General features: G+C 36.9%; 20 protein-coding genes, 1 tRNA gene and 3 pseudogenes. 2 read left to right on the plus strand and 22 right to left on the minus strand.

The features are described 5' to 3' along the window. Nucleotides 1–6: 6 nt before the first annotated feature. From dltB to NST24_RS13065, 6 genes are all read right to left on the minus strand, one after another. Nucleotides 7–1,191, minus strand: coding sequence for a D-alanyl-lipoteichoic acid biosynthesis protein DltB (dltB, locus tag NST24_RS13040; RefSeq protein WP_041506773.1), 1,185 nt, complete (start codon nucleotides 1,189–1,191; stop codon nucleotides 7–9). Then, nucleotides 1,188–2,693: a D-alanine--poly(phosphoribitol) ligase subunit DltA gene (dltA, locus tag NST24_RS13045; RefSeq protein WP_342461867.1), complete on the minus strand. Its 1,506-nt coding sequence runs from the start codon at nucleotides 2,691–2,693 to the stop codon at nucleotides 1,188–1,190. The genes dltB and dltA overlap by 4 nt, the downstream gene beginning before the upstream one ends. 14 nt (nucleotides 2,694–2,707) lie before the next feature. Beyond that, nucleotides 2,708–2,857, minus strand: coding sequence for a teichoic acid D-Ala incorporation-associated protein DltX (locus NST24_RS13050; RefSeq protein ID WP_024427820.1), 150 nt, complete (start codon nucleotides 2,855–2,857; stop codon nucleotides 2,708–2,710). A gap of 254 nt (nucleotides 2,858–3,111) precedes the next feature. Further along, on the minus strand, nucleotides 3,112–4,017 hold the full coding sequence (locus NST24_RS13055; RefSeq protein ID WP_342461868.1) for a DUF1668 domain-containing protein: 906 nt from the start codon (nucleotides 4,015–4,017) through the stop codon (nucleotides 3,112–3,114). Nucleotides 4,018–4,046: 29 nt separating this feature from the next. Further along, complete coding sequence (locus tag NST24_RS13060) at nucleotides 4,047–4,385, minus strand: kelch repeat-containing protein (protein ID WP_342461869.1); 339 nt, start codon at nucleotides 4,383–4,385, stop codon at nucleotides 4,047–4,049. 768 nt (nucleotides 4,386–5,153) lie between these two features. Next, nucleotides 5,154–5,333 carry a hypothetical protein gene (locus NST24_RS13065; protein ID WP_017358156.1) on the minus strand — a complete coding sequence of 60 codons (180 nt, stop codon included), beginning with the start codon at nucleotides 5,331–5,333 and terminating at the stop codon, nucleotides 5,154–5,156. Nucleotides 5,334–5,440: 107 nt separating this feature from the next. Here NST24_RS13065 and NST24_RS13070 point away from each other — a divergent pair, with 107 nt between their 5' ends. Continuing rightward, nucleotides 5,441–5,956 carry a hypothetical protein gene (locus NST24_RS13070; RefSeq protein WP_046527223.1) on the plus strand — a complete coding sequence of 172 codons (516 nt, stop codon included), beginning with the start codon at nucleotides 5,441–5,443 and terminating at the stop codon, nucleotides 5,954–5,956. A gap of 90 nt (nucleotides 5,957–6,046) precedes the next feature. Here NST24_RS13070 and NST24_RS13075 read toward each other — a convergent pair. The 10 genes and pseudogenes from NST24_RS13075 to NST24_RS13120 all read right to left on the minus strand — a co-directional run. Then, nucleotides 6,047–6,322: pseudogene (locus NST24_RS13075) on the minus strand (HNH endonuclease); the annotation flags it as partial. A gap of 68 nt (nucleotides 6,323–6,390) precedes the next feature. Continuing rightward, a complete protein-coding gene (locus tag NST24_RS13080; protein ID WP_342461870.1) occupies nucleotides 6,391–6,849 on the minus strand; it encodes a hypothetical protein in 459 nt (152 codons plus the stop codon). Between the two features lie 207 nt (nucleotides 6,850–7,056). Continuing rightward, nucleotides 7,057–7,272, minus strand: coding sequence for a hypothetical protein (locus NST24_RS13085; protein WP_342461871.1), 216 nt, complete (start codon nucleotides 7,270–7,272; stop codon nucleotides 7,057–7,059). Between the two features lie 872 nt (nucleotides 7,273–8,144). Continuing rightward, nucleotides 8,145–8,696 carry a DUF4145 domain-containing protein gene (locus NST24_RS13090; protein ID WP_342461872.1) on the minus strand — a complete coding sequence of 184 codons (552 nt, stop codon included), beginning with the start codon at nucleotides 8,694–8,696 and terminating at the stop codon, nucleotides 8,145–8,147. Between the two features lie 280 nt (nucleotides 8,697–8,976). After that, nucleotides 8,977–10,125, minus strand: coding sequence for a PIN-like domain-containing protein (locus NST24_RS13095; protein ID WP_342461873.1), 1,149 nt, complete (start codon nucleotides 10,123–10,125; stop codon nucleotides 8,977–8,979). Nucleotides 10,126–10,201: 76 nt separating this feature from the next. Next, nucleotides 10,202–10,743, minus strand: a pseudogene (locus NST24_RS13100) (site-specific integrase). Then, nucleotides 10,740–11,186: pseudogene (locus tag NST24_RS13105) on the minus strand (ArpU family phage packaging/lysis transcriptional regulator). The pseudogenes NST24_RS13100 and NST24_RS13105 overlap by 4 nt, the downstream one beginning before the upstream one ends. Further along, nucleotides 11,183–11,323, minus strand: coding sequence for a hypothetical protein (locus NST24_RS13110; RefSeq protein WP_342461874.1), 141 nt, complete (start codon nucleotides 11,321–11,323; stop codon nucleotides 11,183–11,185). Before NST24_RS13110 ends, NST24_RS13105 begins: the two are co-directional and overlap by 4 nt. A gap of 87 nt (nucleotides 11,324–11,410) precedes the next feature. After that, nucleotides 11,411–12,034 (minus strand): hypothetical protein, encoded by a 624-nt coding sequence (locus NST24_RS13115; protein WP_113747111.1) that lies wholly within the window; start codon nucleotides 12,032–12,034, stop codon nucleotides 11,411–11,413. Between the two features lie 44 nt (nucleotides 12,035–12,078). Further along, nucleotides 12,079–12,438 (minus strand): hypothetical protein, encoded by a 360-nt coding sequence (locus NST24_RS13120; RefSeq protein ID WP_342461875.1) that lies wholly within the window; start codon nucleotides 12,436–12,438, stop codon nucleotides 12,079–12,081. Nucleotides 12,439–12,622: 184 nt separating this feature from the next. Between NST24_RS13120 and NST24_RS13125 the strand changes: the two genes are divergently transcribed. Then, nucleotides 12,623–12,895: an LCI fold-containing protein gene (locus tag NST24_RS13125; RefSeq protein ID WP_268362836.1), complete on the plus strand. Its 273-nt coding sequence runs from the start codon at nucleotides 12,623–12,625 to the stop codon at nucleotides 12,893–12,895. Between the two features lie 139 nt (nucleotides 12,896–13,034). On the opposite strand, the gene NST24_RS13130 is transcribed toward NST24_RS13125, so the two are convergent. From NST24_RS13130 to rph, 6 genes are all read right to left on the minus strand, one after another. Further along, nucleotides 13,035–13,172, minus strand: a complete 138-nt coding sequence (locus tag NST24_RS13130) for a DNA methyltransferase (protein WP_234823404.1) — start codon at nucleotides 13,170–13,172, stop codon at nucleotides 13,035–13,037. Nucleotides 13,173–13,763: 591 nt separating this feature from the next. Then, entirely contained in the window at nucleotides 13,764–13,964 is a 201-nt protein-coding gene (locus tag NST24_RS13135; protein ID WP_342461876.1) for a hypothetical protein, read from the minus strand. 499 nt (nucleotides 13,965–14,463) lie between these two features. Further along, a tRNA-Arg gene (locus tag NST24_RS13140) sits at nucleotides 14,464–14,537 on the minus strand. Nucleotides 14,538–14,657: 120 nt separating this feature from the next. Beyond that, nucleotides 14,658–15,182, minus strand: coding sequence for a metallophosphoesterase (locus tag NST24_RS13145; protein ID WP_342461877.1), 525 nt, complete (start codon nucleotides 15,180–15,182; stop codon nucleotides 14,658–14,660). Nucleotides 15,183–15,196: 14 nt separating this feature from the next. Continuing rightward, the gene (locus NST24_RS13150) at nucleotides 15,197–15,799 is read right to left on the minus strand and encodes an XTP/dITP diphosphatase (RefSeq protein WP_007501598.1); all 603 of its coding nucleotides are present in this window, start codon (nucleotides 15,797–15,799) and stop codon (nucleotides 15,197–15,199) included. A 10-nt stretch (nucleotides 15,800–15,809) separates the two neighbouring features. Next, on the minus strand, nucleotides 15,810–16,538 hold the full coding sequence (gene rph, locus NST24_RS13155; RefSeq protein ID WP_024718627.1) for a ribonuclease PH: 729 nt from the start codon (nucleotides 16,536–16,538) through the stop codon (nucleotides 15,810–15,812). Nucleotides 16,539–16,610: the final 72 nt, after the last annotated feature.

Raw genomic sequence — 16,610 nt, forward strand, 5'->3', positions numbered from 1 at the left:
TAATTATTAATGATGAAATGGTTTTCCTGAAAAAATATAAAATCCGAAACAAATCACATGGAATGTAATAATGATCGACACTACCATTGTGACCTTATTATCCGGCCACCACTTGTGCTTTTTATTCCACTTCTCAAATAAATTGTAACCGGACATCACAACTGCATGGTATAGTCCGTAAATAATGTATTGAAGGGCGAGACCATGCCAAGCACCCATCAATAGAAAGAGGACAAAGTACCCAATATTTGATACAGCCATTCGGTTCTTGATCCACTTCTTCTTTGTCATAAAGAACACAAATCTCATAAACACATAATCTCTGAACCAAAAGGACAGCGACATGTGCCAGCGATTCCAGAAGTCTTTAATATTCCGGCTGATAAACGGTTTATTAAAGTTTTCTGGTGATTTAATGCCCATGATATAACTCACACCTACAGCAAATGCTGTATATCCAGCAAAGTCAAAGAACAAATACATACTGTACGCATACATATACGTTAACTGTTGAACAAAGTGACTGCTACTAATGTGATGAATATTCATGAGAATATATGTGTGAATGAGATAACCAATAATGAACTTATATAAGAACCCAATAAAAATTTTATGAATCCCTGCATATAGAAGGTCACTGTACGCTTCTTTTTCAGGCGGTGTATCCATATCCTTTTCAAACCGGCGATAACGATCGATTGGACCTGATGAAATCGTCGGGAAAAAGACGATGAAATAGACCAAACGGTGAATCGGGATTTTCTTTTTAATCAAGCCGTCTCTTGTCTCGATAATTAACTGAACACCTTTAAATGTTAAGTACGAGATCCCCAAAAAGCTCAGCCAGTTCATTGGCGGCGGTTGATGCGGATGATGAGTTAAAAAGAACGGTAAAATCTTTGATAGCACAAGCGGCAAAATCGATGCCACCACTGCCATATAGAAGACAGACGCACGGTTCGCCTTCAGCCGGTACGCAAGGTATAGGCGGATGATCAAGACTTGCCACACTGTAAACAAGAACAGCAACAAAGCGCCATGTGCATCCTTTGAGAAAATAAGCGCGAGTGCCACAACCGTTGCAAACATGTTGTAGCCCTGCATTCTTTTGCCGCGAAGACCAAGAATCATCGTCGGCAAAAGAAGAATACCAATTAGAATGAAGAAAAAGAATGAACTAAACGGAATCATAGAAGAACCTCTTTCGCGATTCTTTTACGGTCAACCTTCCCGTTTGGCGTCATGTACAGCTGCTCAAGGTAGTCAAACTTTCTTGGAATCATGTACGCAGGAAGTGAATCCGCCATTTCTTTCTTAATCGCACTTGTCAGCTGATATTCTTTTTCAAAGGAATGCGCTGCTGGAACAATGGCTGCAATCAAGTACTCCACATGCCCGTTTGGCTGGAATGGCACAATCACACAAGCATTGACATACGTTGTCTCGCTCACATGATATTCAATTTCTTCAAGCTCCATCCGGTATCCATGTAGCTTAATTTGATAGTCCAGACGACCGTGGCACGTAATCAAACCATCCTGCGCCACACCTGCGTCACCTGTGCGGTAAGCAGGGCGTCCTTCGTATTCAAAGAACACTTTATCCGTTAAAGTTTGTTCACCTAAATAGCCTCTCGTGACGCTTGGCCCCACGATGACAATTTCCCCTTTTTCCCCATCAGGGAGTGTCTTGCCTTCTTCATCTAAAATGACGATATCTGTATCCGGTTTGGCATAACCCACTGGTAAAGAATCGTGCTGATCAAGAATCTCCTGCGTGACTTCAATCGATGTAATCGCAACAGTTGCTTCAGTTGGACCATACGTATTAAAGACCTGCGCCTTAGGAAAACGCTCAAGAAGCGCACTTGCTACAGATACAGGAAGTGCCTCTCCGCAGAACAAGAAAACTTTCAACTCTGGTAAAAGCTCCCCTGTAAAGGAAGGATCCATTAAGCACATTTGCACAAAAGAAGGTGTTGATGTCCACACTTCAACGTCAGATTGACCAAGTGCTGCAAACATATCCTTCGGCTTATTCACAAGATCTTTCACTAAACAGTAAAGCGTGCCGCCTGATTGAAGCGCTGGATACAAATCCATCACTGATAAGTCAAAAGAAAATGGTGCTTGATTTAAGAACGTGCGCCCCTCACCAATTGGGAAATCGCGGCACATCCATCCTGTAAAGCTTTCTAAATTGCTGGCTGTTACCTGAACGCCTTTCGGTTTCCCGGTACTGCCAGACGTATAAATAATGTAGAAAACATCATCTTGTTGAACCCACTGCGTGGATGGCGGTGCTTCTTTTTCAAGTGCTAAAAGCGATGCCGCACTCTTCACTTCAATGTGTTCTTCTACATCTAATACATTCTGCTCATTTGCACATATCAATAGACTTGCTTTTGAGCTTTCAATGATTGAGACGATGCGCTCGACAGGTATTGAGATGTCGACCGGAATATAAGGTCTGCCTGATTTCACAGTACCTAAGAAAGAAATCAGCATCTCTGGCTCCATATGACCGTATACAATGACAGGTGCACTGTCAGTTGCGACAGCATCGATCGCACCAGCCATTTGGTCTGATAGACGCCAAAGCTCATCATATGTGATCGAAGCATGTTGAGAAACAAATGCTGGCTGTGTCGGTTTCGTTTGTTGGTATTCATGAATCGTGTGTAATAGTTTCATAGTTTAATCTCCAATTAAAAATCGTTGTAAATGAATGATCCCGTATTTGCTGTATGGAATCCGTAAATAAAGAACAATAATAGCAAAATAAGTAAGTAAAAGCTTGTATATCCTATCCATTTTACAGACTTATTTTCTGATAGCTTTTTGAATAGCATATTGATAACCTCTTTTCTTTTGACACTTATAAAGACGCATGGATCATCAAAAGAGTTTCATATCAAAACATAAAAATTTTAAGAATTGATGAAAAAAAGATGTCCAAAGTATGAACGTGTCTTCAGGCAAAGCTGTCTTATTGTAACAAAGATTTAATGTAATTGAAATGAAATGGAAGCTTAAATTTGCCTTAAAATTGCCGAAAACTGTCGAACAAACGTAAAAGCCACCTAGTTTGACTAGATGGCTTTTATATCAATTACTTCTTATATTTATTGACCTCGAACATGAGAATGTTGTTGAATACCACATAGTCCTTTTTACTTTCAAAAGGACCTTTGTTGTTGTCATGCTCATCAATTTCATAAAACCCTGGTCCTTCTCCGGCATCACGCTTTTTGTACCAGGATAGGAAAGCATTGACTTCTTTCATGGAGAGGTCATACTCTTTTTGCAAACCATTGACCATTGTGATGATGAGGAGAGCATCGCCGTCTTCATCTGTTGTATCGTCTTTTGGTGGTGTGGTTGGTTCTGGGTCTTTGTCGCCAGGTGGTTCAGTTTCAGTGTTTTTAAGACTCTTTAATGAGATAGATAAATTAGATTTGAAATTTGCTCTAGCGTTAGTTGGGGCACTTGAACTTTGTTCAACTCCTCCAATTACATAGAGCGTATCATTAACAAGTGCGGATACATGTCCCATTCGATAAGGTGCAGAAGTGTTAGGTATAGTTTTTGATGTCTTAGTTTCTAAATCATAGAGTGTAACTCTAGAAACTCCACCCGTTCTTATAATATAATTTTCATACATGACTGCAGAATAATAGGGTGCAATAGCTCCACCACTACTAACTCCCCTCCATTGATCTACTATAGGATCATATTCATAAATTCCTTTTACTAAGACCTCTGATCCAGATAAAATGTAAAGCTTATTCTTCACAACCACTGCATTTCCCGAAGTAGCTTCAAAATTAAATTTTTTCTTTTTGGTCCATTCTTTTGTTTTCAAATCATAACTAAAGGTATTGTTGTACCTATCTGCCTTTAATGCACTATCGTATCCAACTACATAGATCTTCCCATCAATGGCACCTGCATATAAATTGTAAGCAGATACCTTTCTTTCAAACGGGAGCTCTACTGAATCTTCCCAAGTATCCATTTTGATATTATAAACTTCTACGCTATTTGTTAATCCTTGTTCTGTTCTCCCCCCATTACATATATACGATCATCAACAATTACACTGGCAGCACCCATGCGGCCTGTCTTCATACCAGCTTTTTCTGACCATTTATCTAACTTCGGATCATATACAAAAGTAGTATTAGAATATGCCTTACTTGGACCCGTTCCACCTATTACATAGATTTTCCCATCATATACTTCACTTACAGCTCCTACTCTTGCATCTGGCAACTCCGCCCGTTCTTTCCATTCAAGAGTATCTGTATTTTCCGCTTTTATCGATTGTAATGGATAACATAATGCTGACAACAACAAAACGAAAATAAAAAGCCATTTTTTCAAGATAACCACTCCTTCAATTTGTTTACATAACAAATATCGGATAGTTATTTATTTTTTTCATGTTTTTGTTACTTATATATATTTATTACTTATTTACTTACTGTTTCCCCAATGCGCCTATAAATTTCTAAAATCAGACTTCCGCATTAGAATCAATTAATCAATTCATATTTTTGTATTCCTCCATCAAAAAAACCCATGATTCATGGGTTTCTCATCAGTCCATTATTAAAAAATCCGTCACAAGACAAGCAGGTTCCCCGTTTTCATCCAGCCTCCAAAGCTTGGATACACACTGTCCCCAAAACCAATAGAAAAGATCTCTAAATCAGCTTTCTCCTGAAAGCGCGTGACTAACTAGCTTCTTGTATCCTCATAACATTTCTCAAATTTCTCTTCAAGTGCATCATATATGTAATCATGTTCGGAAAGTATAAATCTCAAAGCATGCTCTTCTATAAAATACCCTTTTCCAGTATCAACTCTGTAGCCAAAGAACTGCTCCCCTTGTCAATCACTGATTTGATTTTGTACACCCCAGAATTCCTCCTTACTCATTTCATATTCTCCTTCTACTATACACCTTAATTTTTTAAGTTAGAGAAAGAATGTTCTTTCTATTTAACATTAATCTCTGCGGTGACTGAGCAGGAGATTCGTAAGGCTGTTAAGAAGCTTGTCTTAATTAATGTTGTATTAGAATGAGATAAAGAGAAGAAAAAATGAAGGTTCATTAAAAACGCCCTTCCAGTGGGAGGGGCTGTGTAATTAACTATTTTCTTTGGAGTATTTTTTTATCAATGATTCACTAATCCTGCTTACGATATAGATCGCAACCGCTAAAATTAGCATCAACGGAAACATACCTAAACGATTATCTGCAACATAAACAATGATCCCCACAATGATAGCTACTACGATTGCCGTTAAAAAATGCTTCACCGCCATCTCACCCCTTTGTTTAAATCATATACATTTTATTACATAAAAGTTGGAATTAAAACACTTTTTTGATTATAATGAAATAAATTACATTTTTTACAGAAAGAAGGTTGATGAAAATCTTTAGATCTTTGTTTCTTGTTAGTTTGTCTTTGGTGTTAATGCTTTCTGTCAGCAGCACTCCTTTATTGGCGCAGCAGAATGAAGTGATTTCTAAAAATCAAATAAACTATGAACCTTCCCTATATGTTACTAATGAGAACTTATTAAACAATGAATTGGAAGCTCGAGCAAAATGGGACGGACAATTCTCATCTAATTACACTATACCTTCTTATGTAGTTGCATCAGCTGCCACCTATGGGATGTTTCATATTACAAGATACTTAACTGCAACTTTACAGCTTGGACCTGCTGCAGCTGCTGCGTTTGCTGGGATGGTATCTGGTTATGTCTCGGCAAAAGGTGAAATAAAATTAAAAGCAGTACAAAAGTATAGATGGCTTAAGAAGTATACTAAAGCTGAATACCAAGCAACCACAAAAATATATGTTAATGGCAAATACAAAACAACCACAACAAAAAAATGGATCTCGGAAGTAGATACTAACATCGATCGTGTTAAATAACAAAAAAGTCCCTTCATTATTATGGAAGGGCTTTTCAGTTTACTATTGTGACCCATCGTGATATACACATGCTTTCAAGGTTGTTTAAGTTAGGCGTTCGTTTAAATCTAGTTCCACTATGTGATGAACCATATCAGCAGGTACGACACGATCTTATTTTAAACAGCTCTGACAAAGGTAATTGTCTCTCATTAGAACAAGTTGTCTTGTCTGTTTCCATTCTCTTGATTTATAAAAACTTGTTGATTGTTTATCTCGAACATGTTTGTCGTAATACTTCGCTTCCTGCTGCTTACCATAAGCATGAGCAGGACAATAACCATCCTTTGTTAACTCTCTGCATCCTCGCACTATATTAGGTGGCATCATCGACTCTCCTAAATTAAAATTTAATAAAAAAACACTTGAGAAACCAAGTGTTTTATAAAAAGTATTTAATTATTGTTGTCAATATCATAGTTAAACATGAAGTCCTTCTCTGTCATAATTTCCAATATATTATTGTTGTCAATTTTAATATCAGGCTTTACATACGAGTATAGTTCTGATAATCCATATTCTAAATTTGCAATTGACTTTTGAATTACCCACTTCTTTAATTTAATTTCTTTTTCAATATTAGATAAGTAATTATAATTTTCTTTAGTAATTCCATAATCACTATCCTCATCTTCAACCTGAAAAGTCCAATATTGGTAGTAATCCAAGGGTAGCTTAAACTTTATAATATAATGTCGATATTCGTTATTATCATTCCAATCTTTTTCAATTTTTTCATCTTTAAAGAGTTTTGCTAAGTTAAAAAGTATCTCAGGTCTGTCTCTTGTATACCCATCATATGTAAGGACATCATCATAAGTTAAACATCCATTAATCTGAAAGTCACTATACAATTTATGTATTACTCCGTTTTTAAACTTTTCTTCTTCATTAAAAGAATAACTGTCATTTCTTTTACTTATATCAATTTTGTCTCCCTTAAATAAAATGTATTTTTCTTTAGTATTAATTTGGATATTTTTATTTTCTAAATATTTCTTTAATGGTGTTTCTTGTGTAACAACTTCTTGTAAATTAATAATTCCTTTTTCCTTAATTGATTAGCAATTATCAATACTGGCAGTACTATGTAAGCTCACCAATTCAATATTTTTTTCTAATAATTGATTATCTTGAATCTTAAACTCTTTCAGAAAGTCTATAACATCTGCATTTCTATTTCTTGAAATAAAATCTAAAATATTATTCTCGGAAACATTTAAAAATGTTGATAGAGAGTTAATTGTATTATTATAATTTGTCATGTCATAAATCATTATTGATATCTCCTCTTTCACGAAACACTCCCAGTTTTAAAGAAAAAGATAAAACTTTTGGGAATCTTAGAATTCTTTATTTAACATTGTATTCAACAAATTCCCTTGGATGTAGTTTAGATTTGCAGAATAATAATTAAAATACACCAATACAACAAGTATGATCACTATCTGCAACGCTACTAAAAAATCAATCCGAAGCGGAATCGAAGATATTCCATATTTATAAATAGCAAGCAATAATGTAAATAAAAAAGAAATTAAGTGACTTACAAAAATAGTTCCTAGCCCGTGGACAGTTGATAGTAGATATCTATATCTTCCAACAATATAGGTGCGTTTTTCTTCCTTCAGTTCTAATAGGTTCCTATGCCATATGTATTCAAAATAAAAATAATCCTTATTGCTATTATCCCCCCAATTTTATGGTTTAGGAAAATCATCTACCTCTTTGAGAGCATTTTCAAATATACGTGTTTTATTCGTAATACAGTTTACCGCAAAACATATTTGATGAATTATATAGCCTATTGCTACACCAAACACTCCTAAAGAATAAATACACCTACTAATTTTCCTAAATCCAAAAAATTAAATTTTGAAAGGGTTTCATTATAGTAAGTTGAGACAAAAAAAGTTATTATCCAAAATATTAACATCCAACTAGGTATGCCCCATCGTATTAAGTATTTTGCTTCAAAATTCAAACAATCACCTCCTACCTTTATATCGGCAAAAAATAACCAAATAACACCGTTGGCAAAAAATAAACGACTTCCTAAATGGAAGCCGCTCTCAATTTATCATTAATACCATCATAACCGTTCTCAGACAATATGCTTTGCCAAGATCATGCCAAAAATATGCCGAAATCAGGTTTTTGCCATTTTACCAGGCATTTCATATGTAATCCTTAATAAAAATTCTAAAAATGTTACAATTTCTTCTGCTAATTTTTGATCTATAGATGGAATTTTATGCGTTGCAATATTACCTGCTTTTCTAATGGCATCGACCCAACTCTTACCATTTTTAGGAATAATACCTTCATTCTGAAGATAATCCACATAGACCACAAAACCTTCCCCTTCTTTTGCACCTGAATCAACAGCTATATTCATTAATAGCTTTCTAGCTAATAGTACTCCCGCCGTATACAATTTATGAGACATACAATCTCTTATCTCTATGTAGACTTGTTCAATTTCTTTTGGAAGATGCTCCATATGATTTCCATATCGTGGTGAAGGGATTTGAATCCAACCATTTTTCAATTCAAAGTAAGTAGGTCTGTTGCAATTAGGACATATATAAATCTTTCCAAGCTGAACCCCATCAATACCGCTATCTAGCTCACAAGAATAACCTACATCTGGAGCAACTGTGGCATCACAGTGGGAACAGTGATATTTGCGTGGCTCCATTTTATCAAGATCAATCCATACACCGTATAAAATATTTAATCACCCCTTTTTTTGTAAAGTATAACATATCCACATTATCCACCAATTCACCATATCTATTATTGTGTCTAACTAAGAGAATCGCTGAATCCTTTGTCCCTCTTGCTTTACAGCTATTTCCTTTAAGTGAGTTGGACATTTTCTCATTTTGACAAACTGATTAAAAAAATAAAAAAATTACCCACCTTCAATCAAACAGGTGAGTATCATTTTGATTATTCTTTTATAATGTTCATTTTTTCTACGTTATTAATTTTAATAATTCAAGTCCTAAATCTAGCTCATCACTAGCTTCTCTTGCGAGTTTATACGCAACCTCATAAACACTTGAATCGTGAAGTTGATATTCCGTATCTATTATATTCGTTATCATATCTATCTTCTCACAAACCTCTTGAGAAATTATTTTATGCCTAAACAGTTTCTGTTGTATATATTCAAATTCAAAATTTCTATCATAGCCAATATCATATCCTTCACAAAGTTGAACTAATTTCTCTTGTATCCTACTATACAATTCGCAAAATTCACTATAAGTTGAATCTCTTACTGAAATTTTAAATTTCTCTAAATCCTCTTTAATTGTGTCACTTACAGAAGGGTTAATATAATCTACCAATTCCCTTGGTGTGATATGAGCAAATCTCTTTCCATTTTTCTTAAAAAATTCTTGGGTTAGTTCACGTCTCGCAACAATAGATCTACCATTCTTCTCCGAATAAACCCAATCTTCTTTTATATCCCCGCTTACAAAAACAACATCATTGTCTATTTCTAAAATCGTTGACCATATTAAAAAATCACCTGCACTATTTGACTCTTTAGTGCTATCTTTATAACCAGGAGGTATCTTATCCTTGAAACGTTGACTCGCTTCTTGTAACAAGTCATCTATTTTTTTATCAGATGAAATAACTGATTCCTCACTTATTTTGATTACTTTATCCAAAAATGGATCTTTTATAAATAGCCTTTTTAATTGATTCCTAAGCGCTACAAGTTCATCTTTATATTTTTTCAGAGCCTCGTTATAATTTTTTCTAAGAGTTTCGACCGCTAACGTTGAATTATCTTTGGTCTGTAACATAGGCAGACGTTCTATAATTGGTTTTGTATCAGCTTGGTGTTTGGAAATTATTAAATCAATATCATTCATTCTTTGTTTAATTTGTTTCGGTCTATTTTCTGAAAATTCCTTTATTACTTGTAAAGGGATTCTAAGCCGACCCTCTTTTTTAATTCCTTCTAACACTTGAAGTACTTCATTAACTGTGATTTCTCTCCATTGATAAGCTGCTAACAAAACATTAGTATCTATCACTATTATTGCTTCGTTTAGCCATTCTGAAACTGGTTCAGGTTGATATAAGTGATATTTCCATTCGTCCAACAAAAACACTCCTGAATTTTTATATTTTATATCGACGAATATTTTATTAATTTTAACCTTTTAAGAAGTCTAAATATTATAAGCCAAAACTGTCCATAGTTTTATCCATTGTATCTTGTGTGATCCCTATATATCGCAATGTAACATCAGGTGTTGAGTGATTTAAAAATTCCTGTAGCAGAGCCACGTCTTTAAATTTTTTATAATGCCAATAGCCAAAAGTCTTTCTTAGAGTGTGAGTTCCTATACTATAAAGCCCCACATACTCCACCGCTTCTCTCAAAATATTGTATGCAATGCTACGGCTGATAGGTTTGTTGAGTCCTTCTCTACTCTTAAAAAGATACTCTTGATCATCTTGTCTTTGATATATTGATCTATCGCTTTTCGAAGCGTCTTGTTTATTTTGATTCTTTTCTCTTTACCTGTTTTTTGTTCTCTTAGCGACACATATTGCTTTCTTACATCTTTCACTCTCAATTGCAGCAGATCGGATATGCGCAAACCTAAATTGATTCCGGCCACAAAAAGCAGCAGGTTTCGTTTGTTTCTCTCACCTAAATACTTCTTGATATAATGGATCTGATCAAGGTCCCTGATTGGTTGTACAAAATTCATGATTTATTCCCCTGCTCATACACTTCTTCTCTAAGTGCAAAGGCCAGTCGGTAGTATGCTTTATTTTTAAAACGATAGTAATTCCTTTGGCTGAGACCCATTTTAGCATAAATCTCGTAATCAAACATTTCTTCATCCTGCATATAGCATTACTAAGATGCGGCGCTCTTTTTGCGTAAGGCGATTAATTGCACGCTGAATCCGTTTCATGAATTGTTCACGCTCGATTTCCCAATCCATTTTTTTAAGAGCTGCTTCTTCTGTGGATGAGTGGAACTGATTGGAAAATCTCGGCAGCCTAATCGTGTAAGTTATTGTGATTTTCGGGAGAAAGTCCTCTGGCGTTTTGAAGCCTTAACATTTTAGACTTTTCTAGCATTCTTTCCATCTTTGCTTTAGTTTTCCTCGTCGATCTGCGGAATGTCTAAAATTGTTTGATTCATGATAATTCCCCCTTTATTTTCTCCGCATGGCCCGGCTTTAAAGCTCTTTTTAAAACTTGCATATTTTGCCCCATCAGCTCTCTTAAATCTCTGTAAGTGAGCTTCTGCGTGTTCTTTTTGGGCTTTTCTTTTTTCATGGTGCCGCTCCTTTCCAATAAAAAACGGACACCAACCAGCACCCTTAAAAGGTGTTGATCAGTGTCCGCAGCCTCTCCGTCTTGGACTTATGTTGATTTTTTTTTGAATAGTTTACCAAGAGACAAATCTAAAATAAACCAAGCACTTATAAAACAAGTAATTATAGAAACACTTAACAAAATAGCCATAATTGTTTGCTGAGGATAAAATTTAAATATATCCCAGGACTCATTCAAAGAATAAAATCCAAATGTACAGAAATAAATAAAGACACCCGCACTGAAATACAAATTTAATTTAGCAGGGATACCCATTGCTTTTTCATTGTTATCAACTTTGTCACCTAGTAAATTTTCTTTCAGATCCATTAACTGTTTTGCTATATTAGATTTTTGTTGAACTGATATGAAATTTGTCTCAAAAATATCTTTTAGCAAATGATTTATAACTTGATCTACATTATTCATTTCTGATCTCTTGACGCTGTTAGATTCTGAATAAGCTTGACTTAGAGATTCTATAAGTAAGACAGATGGAATTTGCCCCTCTGATACAAAATTTTTAACTGTTCTAATTAACTCCATGTTTGCATTTGCAATTCTTTTCTTGTAGTATTTTCTTCTGAAAAAGTACACAACTGAATTAATAAAAAATGAGCTTATTACCGTTGTAACAAAGCTAATAACCCAAGCATTTGACAAAAAATCCATTATAACCAACCTTTTTTACTTCAATTATACAATATAAAAAAATTTCAGCTATATTTTAATTTCCTCACCTCAAATGACGGCGTGTAAATGTTCTCCTTAGCACCTGTCCAATTGCTGTTTTTGTAGATTGTCATTTTGATACGGTGCGTGCCAGCTGTATGGTTTACTGTGTAAAATTCCTTTGCTGGTGTGGCTGTTTTGAAAGAACCGACCAAGCTAAACAGTTGATCTTTCCATTTGCCGCTCACCTTCTTTTGAAGCGTGAAGCGGTAGTATACTGTTTCACTGCCTATTTTCCGTGCCGTGACATCAATGCTTTTGGCTCTCGGTGTATAAGAATTTGCATCCGTCGATACGCTGACTGTATGCCCTCCAATTGTTTTATAACCGTTCGTTACTGCCACAACAGACGACGCATAAAGCACCGCAGCCGCGAAAATAGATAGCGTGATTAGCAGTTTTTCATTTCATAACCTCCAAAATTCATCACCATATATGTTAAATAAATTTTAATATGGATTAAATTTGAATATATAGTATTATTAAACTTGTAAGTCTTTAATCCCAACTATAAAGGAGAGTCAAACTATGAAAATTACAAAAGTAATTGCAAGTTCATTTCTGTCATTCGCTTTGCTAATTTCTTCATCCGCTTTTTTTACTGCACAGGCAGAAGCAGCTACTCCAAATGAACAATGGAAAGAATGCGCTAATAAAGAAGTTGGCCCTTACAATTCAAGAAATGCAATCCCAGCAATCCATAACGATGGAACCCATAACTGGTACTTAAAAGGTGTGAGATCTTGGAAAGGTACTTGGTATGGTTATTATGAGCGTTGCTGGTACACAACATTGACGTGAATATTACTTTTAAAAGAGGGAAAATCCCCTCTTTTTTATTTATAGCAAGCTGCCATCAATAATCAGCACCATTTCTTCTTCGTTCGTTAAATACTCAAGTGCTTCTTCAATCGGAATTATTTTGTGATCATCTCTATGTTTAAAGGTGATGCAACAGTTCAATTTGTATGCCGTTTAAGCGTTTGTTTGCGATCTTTATATATTTAGGATTCAATTCAATTCCGATAAAATTTCTGCTATGCTTGAGTGCCGCTATACCCGTAGTTCCTGAACCCATGAATGGATCGAATATAATTGGCAACCAGCTAATACACACGGCTCTATCAGCTCCACTGGATATGTTGGAAAATGAGCATCTTTGGTTAGCTTGGTTTCAACGGTCCAGACTGAACGCTTATTCCACTTATTCCTGATAGCTCTGCATGCTAAGTCACCATACTTCCCTTTGAATGAACCACTGGGCTTGTCCTCCCTTCGCCCTAATTTGTTCTATTCCAAATGCGCCTTTTGATCCTCTTGGTGATCCGGAAACGGTTTATAAGCAGCTTCTTCTTTAATCGATTCATAATCGTAGTATTACTTTTGCGATTTTGAGAGAAGTAAAATATATTCATGTGACTTGTCGGTCTATCCCTCACACTCTCCGGCATGGCATTGGGGTTGTTCCAAACAATATCTTTCCGCAAGTACCAACCGTCTTCTTGGAGAACGAAAGCAACACGCCACGGCAAGTCTATTAAATCTTTTAGTTTTAACGCCGCTATTTTGTCCCACCGATTGCATATGATTGATACCTGGATGAGTACGGCCGTTCGCAATAAACCAATTTGCTCAATCATTCCGTAATCTCTTAACCCCCAATAAGCTGTTAATTCACTTTGCTATATTTGTTCATATGTTCATGTACACACACCTCAGGGAGGTTAGCCCTCGCCAGCTGCTCTGCGAATTGCGGCGGAACACTATTCCACACCCTGCGTATTTGATCCGATTTATTACCGATGTTAAATGTATATCCAGGCGGGAACCCCTTCCCTGCAAATAGTTCGTTTGGTTGCAACATACGCAATCCGATGTCTGCGATCCTCTGGCCATCTGTGCAAACTGTTGTTAATGGGAAACGGCCTTTTGTTGTAATGGTATACAGTGGCTCGTCTAATTACTGGCCTATGCCTTGACCGTAATACTTAGTCAAAAAGGCAACGGTCACTAGTCCGAATCTATTGCCGCTAGCTGTGATCGTGATCGTGTGTAATGGTCGATCAAGTGAAAGACCTTTTACATCCTTTTCTACTGCATATTAAAGTAATTAATGCGCACCGTTTAAGAAATACCCACGCTAGTGTACTATTATTTAAAAGAGTCTCAATTTATTATGTTTCTGAACGTTTAGGCCACAGCCACATAGATACAACACACTCATACTATGTTCGACGTTTGCATCTATGCTCGTTTAATTATATGAAAAATTTGCGCAAAAAATTTAAAACGACAACTAGGAGAAAACAAAAAAGCCAGAAACATTGTTTTATCAATGTTTCTGGCTTTTTAACGGTTTTAAATAAATACGTCCCAGGAGAGATTCGAACTCCCGACCGACGGCTTAGAAGGCCGTTGCTCTATCCTGCTGAGCTACTGGGACATGTTGTTATGTAGTGTGCTTTGGCGTATTACCTCAGCGACAAGATTTATTATATTACTATTGTTCTTTAAAGTCAACGGTTTTTCGAAAGTTTTTTCATAAGGGGCAAATGCTGCACCCTTATGAAATACCTTCCAATGTGACAGTGTCTTCGAGGTCTTGTATGACGTGACCTTTGTCCGTGAAAAACTGTACGTTTGCTTCGCTTCCATCTAGTGTCAGTATAGCATAGCTGCGCTCTTTGCGCACTCTTGGCAGGTGCACGCTGCCTGGGTTAATGAGGAGTTTTCCTCTTAGCAGTTCACTGCCAGGGATGTGCGAGTGGCCAAAGCAGATAATGTCTGCGCCTAGCTCTTCTGCACGGTAGTAGACTTGAAGCAAGGATTGTTTGATGCCATGCAGATGTCCGTGAGTGAGAAATAGTTTTCCGCCTCCATCCAGTGGGAACAGGAGTTCTTCTTCAAAATCGCCCATAAAGTCACAATTTCCTTTGACGACTTTGTATCCTTCGAGTGCTGGGTGGTTCGTTTCGAGTTCTGAATCTCCGCAGTGAATCATCATGTCCACTTCAGCCGCATGCCGTTTGGCAATGGTTTGAAGTTCGTCTGTGAGTCCATGACTGTCACTAATGATGAGTATCTTCATGGCTTCATTCCCCCTTATTCATTTGCGTCTAGCAGTGATGAAAGCTTTTGAAGCGCGACCGCTCGATGGCTGATCTTGTTTTTTTCCTCTGGTGATAACTCGGCCATCGTCTGGTCTTTGTCTTTGACGATGAAAATTGGGTCGTATCCGAAGCCGTTTTCGCCGATCGGTTCTTCTGCGATAAAGCCTTCTACTGATCCTTCTACCGTTTTTGTTTCTTTACCAGGTATACTGACAGCCAGGGCACATCTAAATCTAGCAGTGCGGTCTTCTTTTTCGATACCTTGCAGCTCATTCAGCACCTTTTCCACGTTCTCAGCATCGTCTTTATGCTCGCCCGCGTACCTCGCTGAATAGACGCCAGGTTTTCCGCCAAGGTAATCAATCGACAGACCCGAGTCGTCTGCAATCACCATTTCACCTGCTTTGGCTTGAATGGCCTCGGCTTTGATGATCGCATTTTCTTCAAAGGTATGTCCTGTTTCTTCGATCTCTTCCGTAAATCCGATGTCCGCTAGTGTTTTGACCGTGAATCCTTTTGGCTCAAGAATGGCTTTGAATTCTTTCGCTTTGCCCGCATTGTGCGTTGCGATGATGGCAGTTTTCATCCTGATCAAACCCTTCTCTTTATTCGATAACTTCTCCTGTCACTGCTTTTTGCTTTTCAATTAATTCTTTGATGCCTTTTTCGGCTAAATCAAGCAGTCCGTTTAGTTGTTCTCTTGAGAATGTCGCTTCTTCGCCAGTGCCTTGAAGTTCAACAAAGCGTCCAGCGCCTGTCATGATGACATTCATATCCACTTCAGCTGAAGAATCTTCTTCATAATTTAAATCTAACAGAAGTCCCTGTTTAGAATCAATTCCGACGGATATTGCGGCTAAATAATCAGTGATCGGATTTTCTTTCAAAACGCCTGCTGATTGAAGCTTTTGAATCGCTAGTGTCATGGCCACAAATGCACCTGTAATAGATGCTGTGCGTGTTCCACCGTCTGCTTGAATGACATCACAATCAATCCAAATGGTGCGTTCACCAAGCTTTTCTAAATCAACGACTGCGCGCAGAGCTCGTCCAATTAAACGCTGGATCTCCATTGTACGTCCTGTGACTTTTCCTTTAGATGATTCTCTTATCGTTCTTTGAGCCGTTGCTCTTGGAAGCATGCTATATTCTGCTGTAATCCAGCCTTTTCCTTCTCCTCTTAAAAAAGGAGGTACGCGGTCCTCGATCGATGCGTTACAAATCACCTTCGTATTTCCCGCTGAGATTAAGACAGAGCCTTCTGGATGCGTGATGTAGCCTGCCTGTATTTCAATTTTTCTTAATTCGTCGTATTGTCTTTCATCTAATCTCATGTTTTACCTCCGTTACAATATACATTCCGCGCGGGTGTCAGCGGGGTTCTCCTATTAACTTTGACAACCTCG

This window comes from Bacillus sp. FSL R5-0286 (assembly GCF_038593245.1).
Taxonomy (GTDB): Bacteria; Bacillota; Bacilli; order Bacillales; family Bacillaceae; genus Bacillus; species Bacillus altitudinis.

Excerpts from the sequence above, each read along its gene's own strand:
- dltB (WP_041506773.1), bottom strand. The coding sequence starts at position 1,191 with ATGATTCCGTTTAGTTCATTCTTTTTCTTCATTCTAATTGGTATTCTT.
- dltA (WP_342461867.1), bottom strand. The coding sequence starts at position 2,693 with ATGAAACTATTACACACGATTCATGAATACCAACAAACGAAACCGACA.
- NST24_RS13055 (WP_342461868.1), bottom strand. The coding sequence starts at position 4,017 with ATGGATACTTGGGAAGATTCAGTAGAGCTCCCGTTTGAAAGAAAGGTA.
- NST24_RS13065 (WP_017358156.1), bottom strand. The coding sequence starts at position 5,333 with ATGGCGGTGAAGCATTTTTTAACGGCAATCGTAGTAGCTATCATTGTG.
- NST24_RS13070 (WP_046527223.1), top strand. The coding sequence starts at position 5,441 with ATGAAAATCTTTAGATCTTTGTTTCTTGTTAGTTTGTCTTTGGTGTTA.
- NST24_RS13085 (WP_342461871.1), bottom strand. The coding sequence starts at position 7,272 with ATGATTTATGACATGACAAATTATAATAATACAATTAACTCTCTATCA.
- NST24_RS13090 (WP_342461872.1), bottom strand. The coding sequence starts at position 8,696 with ATGGAGCCACGCAAATATCACTGTTCCCACTGTGATGCCACAGTTGCT.
- NST24_RS13110 (WP_342461874.1), bottom strand. The coding sequence starts at position 11,323 with ATGAAAAAAGAAAAGCCCAAAAAGAACACGCAGAAGCTCACTTACAGA.
- NST24_RS13115 (WP_113747111.1), bottom strand. The coding sequence starts at position 12,034 with ATGGATTTTTTGTCAAATGCTTGGGTTATTAGCTTTGTTACAACGGTA.
- NST24_RS13125 (WP_268362836.1), top strand. The coding sequence starts at position 12,623 with ATGAAAATTACAAAAGTAATTGCAAGTTCATTTCTGTCATTCGCTTTG.
- NST24_RS13130 (WP_234823404.1), bottom strand. The coding sequence starts at position 13,172 with ATGGGTTCAGGAACTACGGGTATAGCGGCACTCAAGCATAGCAGAAAT.
- NST24_RS13145 (WP_342461877.1), bottom strand. The coding sequence starts at position 15,182 with ATGAAGATACTCATCATTAGTGACAGTCATGGACTCACAGACGAACTT.
- rph (WP_024718627.1), bottom strand. The coding sequence starts at position 16,538 with ATGAGATTAGATGAAAGACAATACGACGAATTAAGAAAAATTGAAATA.